The sequence below is a fragment of the Nostoc cf. edaphicum LEGE 07299 genome, from assembly GCF_015207245.1.
Lineage (GTDB): Bacteria > Cyanobacteriota > Cyanobacteriia > Cyanobacteriales > Nostocaceae > Nostoc > Nostoc edaphicum_B.
In genome coordinates, this window is the sequence record NZ_JADEXF010000006.1 from 1 (window position 1) to 14,577 (window position 14,577).

Consider the following 14,577-nt stretch of genomic DNA (forward strand, 5'->3'; position numbering starts at 1 on the left):
GAATTACTGGTTGATAAATTAAAGATTAGGTAAAGACATAATGAAACTACTTAGAGCAGATTCAATCTCACATACTAATAAGTTGGATTAAGAGAAATTTGTTAGCTTACTCAAAGCTTATGGCTGCATTTACAGCAGTTGCGATCGCATTTTTAACAGCGATATCTTTTTGTTCTAGAATGATATTTTCACTATCAGTACGCGAAGCAACTACACCGCAAATAGCAGCAGCAGCAAAATTATACACTCCTGCCATTTTGAATAGTGTGCCGCATTCCATCTCGTAATTCAAGATATTTAAGCGCCGATATTCTTCTGTAATGCCATGTAGCGATCGCATTAAATTTGGATTGGCGGAATCAGTGCGTTCTTGTCCTTCGTAAAAAGTATCAACTGATGCCGTAATTCCGATGTAATGTTCAACCTTTAATTCTCGTGCAGCTTTAACTAAAGCGACTGTCAAAAAAGGATCGGCTGCGGCTGGATACTCCACAGGTGCAATGTCATTCGCTGCACCTTGGCGACACAATGCTGCACTGCTAATAACAACACTACCGACTGGTATATAAGATTGGATGGAACCGCAAGTACCAATGCGAATAATTTGCCGGATTCCTACTTGTATCAACTCATTGACAACAATACTTAATGAAGGCGCACCCATACCACTTGTAGCTGATAAGATGCTGCGGCCATTAGGCAAGTATCCCACATAGCTATTAAGTCCGCGATTTTCTGACAACAAGCGTACATCTTGTAAATAAGTTTGGGCAATTAGACGCGATCGCTCTGGATCGCCAGATAATAAGGCAATGCTGGGAGGTGATGAACCTAAATTATCTTGCCCAAAGCCAATGTGATAAAAGCGTTTACCAGTCATAGAGTTGAGAGTAACGATCGCCCCAGCAATATAATACGCTAGGGCGTTTTTTAAACTTTACCTAAAATCTTCTCCTTCCCATATCTGAAGTTGTCTTTCAGCCGCAACTATATACTACATATATAATACAAAGTATATCACCACTCATATGGTGATTGTTTGTCGCTTGAACAAAAGGAAATTTTATGATTCCCCGAACACGCATCCGAAATATTGGTATCTCTGCCCACATCAACTCTGGTAAAACTACGTTGTCAGAGCGAATTCTCTTCTACACGGGCAGAATCCACGCTATTGAGGAAGTGCGGGGAGGCGGTAAGGGTGCAACGATGGATTTTATGCCAGAAGAAAAGCTGCATGGTATAACCATCACTTCTGCTGCTACCACCTGCCAATGGCACGACACCCAAATCAACCTGATTGATACACCTGGACACGTAGATTTCACAATTGAAGTGGAACGCGCTCTGCGGGTATTGGATGGGGCAGTGATGGTGCTGTGTGCTGTGGCGGGTGTGCAGTCCCAGTCGATTACGGTGGATCGGCAAATGAAGCGCTACCGTGTGCCGCGTTTGGCGTTCATCAACAAAATGGATCGGACGGGAGCAGATCCATTTCGTGTAGTACAAGGAATACGCGATCGCTTGCAACTAAATGCGGTATTACTCCAGTATCCTATCGGTAGTGAAGGCCAATTCCAGGGAGTCATTGACCTAGTGGAAATGACTGCTGACTACTTTGAAGGTGAAAACGGGGAAAACCGCGTGAAAAAGCCAATTCCCGAATCTCTTAGGGATGAGGCGCAACAGGCACGCGACAAGCTGCTAGATGCTTTGTCGTTGTTCTCAGAACCGATGACTGGGATGCTACTTGCGGGTGAGGAGATTCCTAAAGAGTTTATTTGGGAAACCATTCGACAGGCAACCTTGAGCCTAGAATTCACACCTGTACTGCTGGGTTCGGCATTCAAAAATAAAGGAGTGCAAAATTTATTGGATGCAGTTGCACTCTATCTACCATCTCCCGTGGATAGAGAAGTGGTTAAAACCGCAGAGTCGGTGAGTGTCTACCCTAACCCCGATGCTTCTTTGGTGGCATTGGCATTTAAACTCACCGTTGAATCCTTTGGGCAGTTGACTTATACCCGGATTTACTCTGGGACGCTCAAACCCGGCGATACCGTCTACAACTCGCGGACAGAACAACGAGTGCAAATCGGTCGCTTGGTGAGAATGCACGCCAATAAGCGAGAAGAGGTAAAAGTTGCCGTTGCTGGGGATATTGTGGCTCTGTTGAGTGTGGATTGTGCTTCTGGTGATACATTCTGTTCTGGGGAACCACTGGTATCTCTAGAGAAGATGTTTGTGCCAGAACCAGTGATTACGCTGGCAATTACGCCCAAAAAACAGGAAGATAGCGATCGCCTTTCCAAAGCACTCAATCGCTTTCAAAGGGAAGATCCCACCTTCCGGTTGAGTATCGACCCCGAATCAGGCGCGACTCTGATTTCTGGGATGGGCGAACTCCACTTGGAAATCTACCTCGAACGCATCCAACGGGAATATAATGCCGAGGTCTATGTTGGTACTCCCGCCGTGGCGTACCGGGAAACCATTAGGCAGCAAGCTACTTTTGACTACCGATTCAAAAAACAGTCAGGCGGCCCCGGTCAATACGCCCATATTACTGGGTGGATTGAACCCACAGATCAGCCGTTTGTCTTTGAGAATCGGGTGGCTGGGGGTGCGATTCCCAAAGAATATATCCCGGCGTGTGAGAAAGGTTGCCGTGAGGCGATGCAATCAGGACAGCTGGAAGGCTATCCGGTAACTGGGGTGAAAGTCGTTTTGGATGGTGGTTCTTATCACCCAATTGACTCTTCAGAATTGGCTTTCCGGTCAGCATCCCATCAGGCAATTGAGGGTGCGATGCCTACGGCGGGCTACGCCTACGCCAAAGCTAAACCCTACATCCGCGAACCCATCATGCTTGTAGAAGTGGAAACACCCAACGATTTCATGGGAAGGGTTCAGGGTGACTTATCCTCCCGTCGGGGTTTATTGTTGGGTTCCGAGACAATGCAGGGATACACGGTGATTCGGGCGGAAGTACCGCTAGCGCGAATGTTTGGGTATTCTACAGAATTGCGATCGCTTACTTCTGGTATGGCTACTTTTTCAATGGAGTTTGCCTGCTATCGCCAGTCCTAGCATCTTGAAGTAGCTTTTAGGGACACAGTTAGGCTGTGTCCCTTTCAATTATTAGGAGGTTTTTGTGCTTATTTTGAGAACTCTGCAACCTGGAGATGAAGTATCGCTGGAAGCATTTCTCTTGCAATACACTGATACTTCTATGTTTTTGCGCTCTAATTGGCGAGCGGCGGGACTGCTTGACCAAGGTGCCAGATTTCAAGGAACTTACGTAGCAGCCTACATAGATGAGACTATAGTGGCAGTTGCAGCCCATTTTTGGAATGGGATGATCGTAGTCCAAGCACCTATACATCTGACAGAGGTGGTGCAAGCAGTTGTGGCACAATCTGGACGTGCCATCTCTGGAATTAGTGGCCCAGCAGCACAAGTTGAAGCGACAAAAAGCATTTTGGGATTTAGCAACCGACCAACTCAGCTTGATGAGGCTGGGATATTGTTTTCTCTAGGATTACGAGACTTGCAAATACCTGAAGTTTTAGCATCGGCAAAGGTGCAGTGTCGTTTGCCGCATCCAGATGAGTTGGAATTACTGGGCGAGTGGTGTGCTACTTATAGTGTGGAAACTTTAGGACGAAAAGATACTCCCAATTTAAGACTTGATTGCGATCGCATAATTGAAGCACGTCAAGCTATGGAAATGCATTGGATTTTGGTAGAAGAAGATACCCCAGTTTCCTACTCTGCTTTCAATGCCAGCTTACCTGATATTGTGCAAATTGGTGGAGTGTGGACACCGCCAGGGCTGCTTATATTTCTCTTTTTCTGGATTTGCTGGAATTTCTTTTGTAGTTTTTACCGAATTAATCATAATACTTGAACTATGAGCCAGTATCGTTTTAAACAGTCATTCTCTGATGATCCCAGCATAAGCGACAAGCTTTTTGACTTGATGGAAGCCACATTTCCCGGACTCACGAGTTTAGCAGAATGTGCAAGAAAACTAGGTGCATCCTGGGAAACAGCTTCAACTCCGTTTATTCACTTTCATGATGATATAGCTATTACCCATGTGGGAGTGTTAGAAATTCCCATGCAAATTATGGGACAAAGGCTCACTGTCGGAGGAGTTCATGGAGTAGCTACCCGTGCAGAGTATCGCCGGAGAGGGTATTACCGCGAAGTAATGGAGGAAGTGCTAGGGTATTGCGATCGCGATCGCCTTTACGAAACTTTGGTACTGACGACACCACAGCCAGAGTTTTACCTACCTTTTGGCTTTCGTGTTGTCGAAGAACACATCTTCAAAGTTAAGTGTAACTCCACAGGTGGCACTGATAGCTTCAGAATACTGGATTTTACAAATACTAAAGATTACACATTGCTACACAGACTTTTAGAAACACGCATTCCTGTCTCTAATATAGTTGGCGTAGTCAACGAAAAACCTGTGTTCTGTGTCAATGAAGGTAGTCGTCCTTTATACTATGCAGAAGATTTAGATTTAATCGCCTGTATGGAGATAGAAGATAACCGACTTCATCTTTTCGATTTAGTGACAACGCAGATATGCCCTTTAAAGAATATTCTTAGTAAAATACCTCAATCCATTGAAGAAGTGGTGATTTACTTTAGTCCAGAACTTCTCGATGTTAAAGATGTGCAATCATTTCCCCATAAATTTGATGAAACTGTGCTGATGGTTCGCGGTAACTTTGCGGCGGAGGGCGAGAAATTTATGCTACCCCGTTCTGCAAGGTGTTGAGTCACTCAAAAACAATTGAATCATAATAGAACTGAGAGTTTCATCATCAGGATTGCTTTATGATGTATCAAACTGACCCGCCGCGATCGCCAAAAGATGTATTGCCTACCATGTACGATCTTCCTAGTGAAGACCCAGAGGAGCCTGGTTTGCCCGATCAGTTTCATTTATTACAACCTCGTCTGTTAGACGAAACCTTTCGTCCACCAAATTATCCTAGCGACGAGATATTCGTTGCTAGCGATCTGAATCTTTATTATGACCCGCGCTATCCACTGTGGTATAAGCGGCCAGATTGGTTTGCCGTTTTAGGTGTTTCTCGTCTCTATGAGCAACGGGATTTACGCTTAAGTTATGTTGTTTGGCAAGAGGGAGTTCATCCTTTTATTGTGGTTGAATTGCTGTCTCCAGGTACTGAAAAGGAAGACTTGGGGCAGACATTGCGCGATATTAAGCAACCACCAGGAAAATGGGAAGTGTATGAACAGATTCTGCGTGTGCCTTATTATGTAGTATTTGATCGATACAAATATGAGTTCAGGGTATTTAAGTTAGACGGTAGTCGTTATGCTGAGATCGCACTGTCAGAGTCACGCTTCTGGATACCAGAACTAGAATTAGGCTTGGGTGTTTGGCAGGGACGCTATCAAGATGTAGAACAGCCTTGGTTACGGTGGTATGATTGGACAGGCTGCTGGGTATTGACTTCTACAGAACGAGAAAGTCAACGGGCTGAACAAGAAAGTCAACGGGCTGAACAAGAAAGTCAACGGGCTGAACAAGAAAGTCAACGGGCTGAACAGGAAAGCCAACGGGCTGAACAAGAAAGACAACGTGCCGAACGGTTGATTGCACAATTGCGATCGCTAGGTGTTGAACCCGATTTAGATTAGCTTTTTGCCTTTTTTATAGCCCTGCAAACCACTCATAGCCTTGATCCTCCCAATAGCCTTTAGTACCTAACAAATTGCTGACCAATGTAATTTGAGTTACCCACTTGCTTTGCTTGTAGCCCAGTTTAATTGGGGATGCTAGGCGCATCGGCGCACCATTATCAACTGATAGGGGTTGTCCATTCTTTTGATAAGCCATGAGAGTTTGGGGATGTATGGCAGAAGCAAGATCCCAGCTTTCATAGTAGCCATCAGCAGATTTGAAGTAAACATAACGGACGTTTGACTTAGGTTGTACCAGCGCTACTAAATCTCGTAATCGCACACCTCCCCATTGAACGATCGCAGCCCAGCCTTCAACACAGACATGGCGAATTACCATTGAAGTCAAGGGTAGTTTTTGAATATCTGCCATGCTCAATTGCATCGCATTATTGACCTCACCATCAATTATTAACCGAAACTGTGCCGGGTCAATTTGCGGGGTAAAGTCAAAGGTATTAACCAGCAATTTATCTGCTTCTATAGCACTGACAGGAAATTCAGGTATAGGTTTTTGAGTTAGCAGAAGTGCTTCAAGACTTTGGTTTAGTGGCTCAGATATTTGCCGCAGATTATCTGAAAACAAATTTGTTCCACAGCCACCAAGAAGAAAGCCTACCCCTGAAAGTCCAGATACTTGCAGTAATCGACGACGGGATAATGTGCGTTTGGGAAGAATCAGACTCATAAAACCTCTACAGAAACATAGATTTCACTAAACAGACGCTTGCTACCTTCAAGGCAAGTAAGGAATGAGCAATTGTAAACAGTATGACAGTAGGAACAGCGATCGAATCAATCATGCCTGTTTAGAACTAGTCAGCCCAGGTACAGTCTAAATAAATGAATAATTAAGGGTTTGACTATTGTATAATCTGGCTTGCGAGTCAACTCTACTTTGCTCCTCAATGTAAGAATTGAAGGCGGTTGAACCATGCTGGAAATTCCTGAATATAAAATTTGGGCAAAAATCCATGAAAGTGCTAATTCACGAGTCTATCGGGGAATACGGGAACGGGATCGTTTGCCTTTAATCTTCAAGATTTTGAAGAAAGACTACCCCACCCCAGAGGAAATCACGCGCTATAAGCTGGAATACGAAATTACCCGCAGCTTATCATTGGAAGGTGTTATCCAGGCTTACGACTTGCAGCAATATCAAAGCACTTTTGCGATCGTTCTGGAAGACTTTGGAGGCGAATCCTTAACAAAAATTCTCGCGACAAGAAGGTTTTCCTTAATCGAGTTTCTGAAGTTAGCTGCTCGGATTGCTGAGATTTTAAGTGAAATTCATAGTGCAAACATTATTCATAAGGATATTAATCCATCCAATATTGTTTTAAATCTAGAAACACAACAACTTAAAATTATTGATTTTGGGATTTCAACTGCCCGATCGCGGGAGACATTAACTCTCAAAAATCCAACCGTATTAGAGGGAACATTAGCTTACATCTCTCCAGAACAAACAGGCAGGATGAACCGTTCTCTGGACTACCGAACTGATTTTTATTCATTAGGTGCGACCTTCTATCAACTTTTGACCCATCGGCTGCCCTTTGAATCTAGTGATGCCCTGGAGTTGATTCATTACCATCTGGCTTTGGAACCTGTTCCACCAGATACGATCGATCCAGAAATTCCGGCGATCGTTTCCGAAATTATCCTGAAACTTTTAGCTAAAACAGCAGAGGATCGATATCAAAGTGCCTGGGGAATTAAAACTGATTTAGAACAGTGTCTAATTCAGCTAGAAAATACGGGACGAATTGAGCCTTTTTTGTTAGCGCAACACGATATTTCTGATAAGTTTTATATCCCGGAAAAACTCTATGGTAGAGAAAGGGAGGTTGAGACATTATTAGCAGCGATCGCCAGGGTCGCAGGTAACAGAGATGGAGAAAGAGTTAATCAAGAAAACTCCATTTCCTTACCTACCGATGACGAACTGTCTGCTTCTCAAGTTGAACTTTTGCTGATAGCAGGATATTCCGGTATTGGCAAGTCAGTTTTGGTGCAGGAAATTTATAAACCCATTACGCAACAACGGGGCTACTTTCTTTCGGGCAAATTTGACCAGTATCAGCGCAATATTCCTTACTTTGCGATCGCTCAAGCTTTTGAGTCACTCATCAAACAATTACTGACCGAAGACGAGGTACAACTGTGTCAGTGGCGTGACAACCTTTTAACTGCTCTCGCCTCAAACAGTCGCGTCATTACCCAGGTAATTCCAACATTGGAATTAATTGTCGGCAATCAACCAGACGTACCAATTCTACCGCCAACAGAAGCCCAAAATCGCTTTAACCAAGTCTTCCAAAATTTCATTCGCGTCTTTACCCAGCCAGAACATCCACTCGTCATCTTTTTAGATGATCTCCAGTGGGCAGATAATGCCTCGCTGAAGCTGATTCAATTGCTAGCTACCTCCACCGAGAAACAATCGTTGTTGTTGATGGGGGCATACCGGGATAACGAGGTAAATGCAGCCCATCCCCTGATCCAAATGGTGGAGGAAATTCGCCAAGGGAAAGGAGTGGTGAACCAACTTTCTCTGGCAGCATTGAGCCTACCTGATATCAATCAGCTGATTGCAGATACATTACACTGCCAACCAAAGGATTCCCTGCCCTTAGCGGAACTAGTGCAACTAAAAACTGGCGGTAATCCCTTTTTTATCAATGAATTTTTGAAATCTCTCTACACGGAAGGGTTACTGGAATTTGATCGCCAAACAAATAAATGGCAATGGTCGATAGAGCAAATTCACAATCAAGGAATTACCGATAATATTGTAGAGTTGATGGCAGGCAAGATTCAAAAGCTCAACGCTAAGACGCAGCAAATGTTGCAGCTATCTGCCTGCATTGGCAACTCTTTTGATCTGGAAACCCTGGCATTTGCGGCTGAACTATCCCAACGGGAAACCGCGCAAGCATTGGGAGTGGCGATCGCTCAAGGGTTGATTTTGCCCATGAGCAATGCCTACAAATCGGTTGAGTTGGATGTGCCCCTTCCTGATCACCCTGCCATTGAATATAAATTTGCTCACGATCGCATTCAGCAAGCAGCCTATTCCCTGATGCCAGAAGCTAGGCAAACAATCATCCACCTACAACTTGGAAAATGCTTGCTACAAAATACTCCAGTCGAGCAACGAGAACAAAAAATATTTGATATTACTAATCAACTCAACCTGGGTAAAGCACTGATTCAACAGCAGTCAGAGCGAGATGAGCTAGCAGAGTTAAATTACTTGGCAGGTGAGAAAGCTAACGCCTCCGCTGCCTATAATTCAGCCCTACAGTATTTCCAGACTGCCTTATCTTTGCTAGCAGAAGATTGCTGGCAAAGGCAATATGCTCTTACCCTAAAGCTCTACATTAAGGCAGCAGAAGCCGAATATTTGAATATCCATTTTGAGCAGGCAAATATTCTGGCAGAGATAGCTTTAAATAACGCTGTAAACTTACTTGATCGCGTCAGAGTCTACGAATTACAAATGCAAATTTGTATGGCACAGCTTGAACTGATGAAAGCGATCGAAATTGGTTTGCAAGTTCTAGAACAACTCGATAGTTCTCTGGTGGTTTTAGAAAAAGAAGAGAGCCTACTGATAAAGTTGCCTAGCCTCGCTACCTTATCAGCCATGCCTGTGATGACCGATCCATACAAACTTTCTGCTATGCAGATTTTGATAATTTTGTGTGGGCCTGTGTTTATGGCGAAGCCGGACGGTTTTCCGCCGCTGATCATCACTATGATCAACCTTTGTCTTGAGTACGGTAACTCATCATTATCTGCATTTAGTTATGGTCTTTATGGCTTGCTGCTGTCTGGAACAGGTAGGGTCGAGGAGGGATATCACGCTGGAAAAATTGCCCTAGCACTGCTCGAAATGTTCAACACCAGAGAACTGACTGCAAAAATCTATAACTTATTCAACTCTAATATTAGAACCTGGAAAGAACATGCAAGAAATAGCATTGCTCCCTTGCAAGAAGCGGTACAGGTTGGGCTAGATACCGGAGATATTGAATGGGGTGGTTATGCGGCAGCTAACCTCTGTAGCTATCTGTTTTTCTGTGAAGAGAATCTGGCCACCGCTGTTCACCATCAGGCAATCTACGTTGACCTGTGTATCAAACTTCAACAAGAAATCCCAACTTACTTTACTCAAATATGGAGACAGCTAGGGTTAAATTTGCGCGGATTTGCAAAAGAGCGATGTCACTTAATTGGTGAAAGCTTTAATGAAGCGGATATGCTACCGCGTTTAATTGCAACAAAAACGGGCACAGTTCTGTACATTTTTTATGTTGCTAAGACCATTCTGCTGTATCACTTCGGCGAGTATGACCAAGCACTAAAACAGGCAAACTTGGCACAGCAGCAAGCAGGTGCTGCCTTTGGGTTTATGCAGGTGGCAGTTCTCAACTTTTACCATTCCCTGGCGCTTTTGGCGGATTATTCGGAAGTTCAGCCTAATTACCAACAAACTTATCTACAACAGTTTGAAGCAAACCAGAAACAGATGCAGTTCTGGGCACACCATGCCCCGATGAATTATCTGCACAAGTGGCACTTGGTAGAAGCAGAAAGGTATCGGTTGTTGGGTCAGGTGGTGGAAGCAATGGATGCCTACGATCGCGCCATTGCCCTGGCAAGAGAAAACGAATACCTCCAAGAAGAGGCTCTGGCAAACGAACTGGCAGCAAAGTTTTATCTGGCAAACAACCGGATGACGATCGCCAAAGCCTATCTGCAAGAGGCAAGGTATGCTTATTTAAGGTGGGGGGCAACTGCTAAAGTCCAGCAGATGGACAAGCAGTATCACCAACTGCTAGAGGTAGGCTCAGAAAGAACCGAAAAACGTAAAGTTGACACTACAGAATCGGCTTCAACTAAGTTAGAAATACTTGACCTAGAAACGGTTTTGAAAGCCTGCCAAGCGATCGCCAGTGAAATTCTGTTAGATAAACTCCTGGCAAAACTGATGACCATCCTAATTGAAAATGCCGGGGCGCAAACGGGTTATCTGATTTTGCCAACACAAGACGAATGGCGGGTTGAGGCGATGGGATCGATTGGCAATGAGACAGTCGCCGTATTGCAATCAATTCCCCTGGAATCGAGATCAGCAGATAGCACTCCTTACTTGCCAACTGGACTGATTAATTACGTGATTCGCACCCAAGAAAGCATCGTCCTTGATAATGCTGCTCAATTAGGCAACTTTCAATCTGAACCCTGGATTGTTCACCACCAATCGAAATCAATTCTTTGTGCTACTCTTTTAAACCAGGGAAAACTAACTGGAATTGTCCTTTTAGAAAATAATCTCACCACCAGCGCCTTTACCCCAGAGCGAATTGAAATCTTCAGTCTACTTTCTACTCAAGCAGCTATTTCCATTGACAATGCCCGTCTGTTGAAGCAGCAGGCAGAATTGAATGAATCCTTACGGGCTGAAATTACCGAACGCCAACGGGCAGAGAAAGACCGCGATCGCCTAATTACCATCCTGGAAGCCTCTACTGACTATATTGGCATGGCTGATCCCCAAGGCAATATTCTCTGGAATAACACTCAAGCCAACAAACTAACAGAGATGCCTTTAGATAAAGATTCTGCCCTTAGTATCCCCAATTATCATCCTCAGTGGGCATTAGAACTGGTTCAAAATGAAGGAATTCCAACAGCAGTTCGAGATGGCACTTGGGTTGGTGAAACAGCTTTAATAGACAGAAATGGCAGGGAAATCCCAGTTTCCCAATTGATCATTGCTCACAAAGCATCAGATGGCAGCCTAGAATATCTTTCTAGCGTCACGCGGGATATCAGCGCCCTCAAAGCAGCTGAGGCAGAAGTCCGCCAACTGAATACTGAATTGGAAGAACGAGTCATCCAGCGAACTGCCGAATTGCAAGCTGCTAACAAAGCGTTGGAGGCTTTTTCTTACTCTGTTTCTCATGATTTACGGGCACCACTACGGGCAATCGTTGGTTTTTCGAGAATGATTCAAGAAGACTGCGGTGAGCAACTTGATGCGGAAGGCAATCGTTATCTAAAAGTTGTGCGAGAGAATGCCAAACGCATGGGTGAGTTGATCGATGATCTGTTGAACCTATCCCGCCTAGATCGTAAGGAAATGACCCGGCAACCCGTTTTCTTCAATGAGATGATTCAAAAGGTGCTGAGTGATTTAGCCCTAGATTTGAAGGGTCGTCAGATTGAGTTTGCGATCTCTGATTTACCTATATGTCAGGCTGACCCTTCACTACTCAAACAAGTCTGGATAAATCTGTTATCAAATGCGATTAAGTACACCCGCTACAAATCTTCTGCTTACATTCAAGTGGGCTATGAGGTTATGGATGGGGAAGGAGTGTATTTTATCAAAGATAATGGAGCCGGATTTAATATGCGATATGCCGATAATTTGTTTGGGGTATTTCAACGTCTGCACCGCGAACAAGATTTTGCAGGTACGGGGATCGGACTAGCGATCGTGCAACGTATTATTCAACGCCACGGTGGGCGTATCTGGGCCGAAGCAGCAGTTGATCAAGGCGCGACCTTTTACTTCACCGTTCCCCATAAAGTAAACTATGACTGACCAACCCATTGATCAGCCCACTGAACCATTTTCTGAGCAACCAACTTTCATTGTATTAGTTGAAGATAATCCTACTGATGCCGAGCTAACTATTCGGGCATTGCGTCGCGGTAGAATCAGCAATCAGATTCAACTGCTCGAAGATGGAGCCGAAGCCCTCGATTTTCTTTTTTGTCAGGGAAACTACGCCCACCGTAGCATGACGAATCAACCCAAAGTCATTTTGCTGGATTTGAAACTGCCAAGGATAAGTGGATTAGAAGTTTTACGGCAACTCAAGTCTGATCCACGCACACAAATGATTCCGGTTGTGGTGCTGACTTCTTCTGCTGAAGACCAGGATATGATCGAGAGTTACCAGCTTGGGGTGAATAGCTACATCGTCAAACCTGTCGATTTTGAACAATTTAACGAAGTAGTCAAACAGCTTGGTTTTTATTGGGTCTTGTTTAACCAATCGCCATTATTGTAACTTAAATACATACTTTCCCGGCTTACCGCATAGTCCGAAAGGGGAGGTGCATCATGGCGGTGACTTGCTGCCCATTCCCAGAAAGCTGTTACCCACTCCGATGCTGTTGCAGTTTCATGGAAGGGACGTTCTGACTGTTTTACCAGTTGCCGCAACAGGGTATCTATATATGGTTTAACCTGCTCTGGAGAAATATTGGTGATGCTTGCCAATAACCGAACTATATTTTCTAACTCGTCTTGATGTCGTTCTTGCAAGTTTTGTAGGTGCTGATAAATCAAGGTTTTCTGAGCATCGCCTTCATCGGTATCTGGATTCATAAGTGTCCTACCGTTGTATGCGCTATTTTCATTATGGGAGGTTTTAAGACTTTATCGAACAGAATCCAGGAGTCAGGAGCCAGAATTCAGAATGAATTTTGAACGAAAGAGCGGATGAATCAAGGGGTTTAAGACCCCCACTAAATCGTTCGCGCAGCGTCTCTGAAAGAGAAGATTTAGTGGTCTTCAATCAGTGCAGTGGCGGGTCAGAATCCCCCACTGATAGCGCAGCGTTAGCGAGTCCGCGAGCGTCTTGATTCTGACTCCTGAATTCTGACTTCTGAATTCTTCTTCAAATTGCAATCCTTCAGCACTGCTACCAATTTTTCAATATGTGCTGCTTCATGAGTTGCCATTAAAGATATTCTGATCCGACTTGTAGGTACTGTGGGAGGGCGAATTGCTGGGGCAAAAATGCCAGCATCTCTTAGCTGTTTTCCAGCTTTGAGTGCATCTGTGGCACTAGGCAATTGAAAACATAATATAGGTGATTCTGAAGGCAGTAATTTTAGGTTAGGTAACTGTTGTTGCAGTAAATTTTTCAAGTAATGCACATTCTGCCACAATTGGGCACGGCGTTGCGGTTCTTGTTGCACTATCTTGATTGCTGCTAAGGCCGCCGCCGTATCAGCAGGTGAAAGCCCAGTGGTGTAAATCCAAGTGGGCGCGCGGTTGCGTAAAAAGTCAATTAGGGCGTTACTTCCTGCTACATACCCACCTAAACTACCCAAAGCTTTACTTAAAGTGCCAACTTGAATTAACTGCTTTCCTGTACACCCAAAATATTCAACACACCCAGCGCCAGTTTTTCCTAGTACCCCAGTGGCATGAGCTTCATCAACCAGCAGCATACAGCTAAACTCATCAGCGATCGCCAACAGTGCAGGCAACGGACATAAATCACCATCCATGCTGAAGACAGTATCAGTAAGAATCAAACAACGTCGATAATTTTGCCGTTGTTGACTCAACTGAGTTTTTAATACTGCGACATCACAGTGCGGGTATTCCACAAATGCTGCACCGCTGAGAATCGCTCCATTTTTCAAACTGGAATGATTGTACTGGTCAGAAAAAATTAAATCACGTTTGCCCACAAGGGCGGTAATTGCACCCAAATTGGCTAGATACCCGGAACTAAATACCAAAGCATCTTCTGTTTGTTTGGTAGATGCGATCGCCTCCTCTAATTCCCTGTGTAACTCCCGATGCCCACTGAGTAATCTAGAACCAGTGCTGCCAGTCCCAAATTCTGCGATCGCAGCAGTCGCGGCTGCCATCAACCGCTCATCTCCAGCCAATCCCAAATAGTCATTGCTGGCAAAATTAATTACCTCTTGTCCAGCTAAAACCACCTTTGCACCCGGACGGCCGTCGATAGATTGTACCGAACGATACCAGTCCGCCCGATGAATTGTTGCTAAGGACTGTTC

General features: G+C 44.5%; 10 protein-coding genes. 6 read left to right on the forward strand and 4 right to left on the reverse strand.

Going from position 1 to position 14,577, the window contains the following annotated elements:
- Positions 1–106 precede the first annotated feature (106 nt).
- Positions 107–880 (reverse strand): nucleoside phosphorylase, encoded by a 774-nt coding sequence (locus tag IQ229_RS00385; protein WP_194040281.1) that lies wholly within the window; start codon positions 878–880, stop codon positions 107–109.
- Between the two features lie 185 nt (positions 881–1,065).
- Between IQ229_RS00385 and fusA the strand changes: the two genes are divergently transcribed.
- The 4 genes from fusA to IQ229_RS00405 all read left to right on the forward strand — a co-directional run bounded on the left by fusA (position 1,066) and on the right by IQ229_RS00405 (position 5,688).
- Positions 1,066–3,090 carry an elongation factor G gene (gene fusA / locus IQ229_RS00390; protein WP_194040283.1) on the forward strand — a complete coding sequence of 675 codons (2,025 nt, stop codon included), beginning with the start codon at positions 1,066–1,068 and terminating at the stop codon, positions 3,088–3,090.
- 64 nt (positions 3,091–3,154) lie between these two features.
- Positions 3,155–3,910: a GNAT family N-acetyltransferase gene (locus IQ229_RS23595; RefSeq protein ID WP_322743917.1), complete on the forward strand. Its 756-nt coding sequence runs from the start codon at positions 3,155–3,157 to the stop codon at positions 3,908–3,910.
- A 3-nt stretch (positions 3,911–3,913) separates the two neighbouring features.
- Positions 3,914–4,795, forward strand: a complete 882-nt coding sequence (locus tag IQ229_RS00400) for a GNAT family N-acetyltransferase (RefSeq protein WP_194040285.1) — start codon at positions 3,914–3,916, stop codon at positions 4,793–4,795.
- 62 nt (positions 4,796–4,857) lie between these two features.
- Positions 4,858–5,688 (forward strand): Uma2 family endonuclease, encoded by an 831-nt coding sequence (locus tag IQ229_RS00405; RefSeq protein WP_194040294.1) that lies wholly within the window; start codon positions 4,858–4,860, stop codon positions 5,686–5,688.
- 13 nt (positions 5,689–5,701) lie between these two features.
- Here the strand turns inward: IQ229_RS00405 and IQ229_RS00410 are convergent, their stop codons facing one another.
- Complete coding sequence (locus tag IQ229_RS00410) at positions 5,702–6,418, reverse strand: molybdopterin-dependent oxidoreductase (RefSeq protein WP_194040286.1); 717 nt, start codon at positions 6,416–6,418, stop codon at positions 5,702–5,704.
- Positions 6,419–6,664: 246 nt separating this feature from the next.
- Here IQ229_RS00410 and IQ229_RS00415 point away from each other — a divergent pair, with 246 nt between their 5' ends.
- Both IQ229_RS00415 and IQ229_RS00420 read left to right on the forward strand, forming a co-directional pair.
- Positions 6,665–12,352 (forward strand): AAA family ATPase, encoded by a 5,688-nt coding sequence (locus tag IQ229_RS00415; RefSeq protein WP_194040288.1) that lies wholly within the window; start codon positions 6,665–6,667, stop codon positions 12,350–12,352.
- Positions 12,345–12,824, forward strand: coding sequence for a response regulator (locus IQ229_RS00420; protein ID WP_194040290.1), 480 nt, complete (start codon positions 12,345–12,347; stop codon positions 12,822–12,824). The genes IQ229_RS00415 and IQ229_RS00420 overlap by 8 nt, the downstream gene beginning before the upstream one ends.
- Here the strand turns inward: IQ229_RS00420 and IQ229_RS00425 are convergent.
- Positions 12,788–13,144 (reverse strand): hypothetical protein, encoded by a 357-nt coding sequence (locus IQ229_RS00425; RefSeq protein WP_228012915.1) that lies wholly within the window; start codon positions 13,142–13,144, stop codon positions 12,788–12,790. The genes IQ229_RS00420 and IQ229_RS00425 overlap by 37 nt on opposite strands.
- Before the next feature lie 233 nt (positions 13,145–13,377).
- On the reverse strand, positions 13,378–14,577 hold a 1,200-nt coding region (bioF, locus tag IQ229_RS00430; RefSeq protein WP_194040292.1), incomplete at its 5' end, for an 8-amino-7-oxononanoate synthase.

Coding starts and splice junctions, on each gene's coding strand:
- IQ229_RS00385 (WP_194040281.1), bottom strand. CDS start 880: ATGACTGGTAAACGCTTTTATCACATTGGCTTTGGGCAAGATAATTTA.
- fusA (WP_194040283.1), top strand. CDS start 1,066: ATGATTCCCCGAACACGCATCCGAAATATTGGTATCTCTGCCCACATC.
- IQ229_RS00400 (WP_194040285.1), top strand. CDS start 3,914: ATGAGCCAGTATCGTTTTAAACAGTCATTCTCTGATGATCCCAGCATA.
- IQ229_RS00405 (WP_194040294.1), top strand. CDS start 4,858: ATGTATCAAACTGACCCGCCGCGATCGCCAAAAGATGTATTGCCTACC.
- IQ229_RS00410 (WP_194040286.1), bottom strand. CDS start 6,418: ATGAGTCTGATTCTTCCCAAACGCACATTATCCCGTCGTCGATTACTG.
- IQ229_RS00415 (WP_194040288.1), top strand. CDS start 6,665: ATGCTGGAAATTCCTGAATATAAAATTTGGGCAAAAATCCATGAAAGT.
- IQ229_RS00420 (WP_194040290.1), top strand. CDS start 12,345: ATGACTGACCAACCCATTGATCAGCCCACTGAACCATTTTCTGAGCAA.
- IQ229_RS00425 (WP_228012915.1), bottom strand. CDS start 13,144: ATGAATCCAGATACCGATGAAGGCGATGCTCAGAAAACCTTGATTTAT.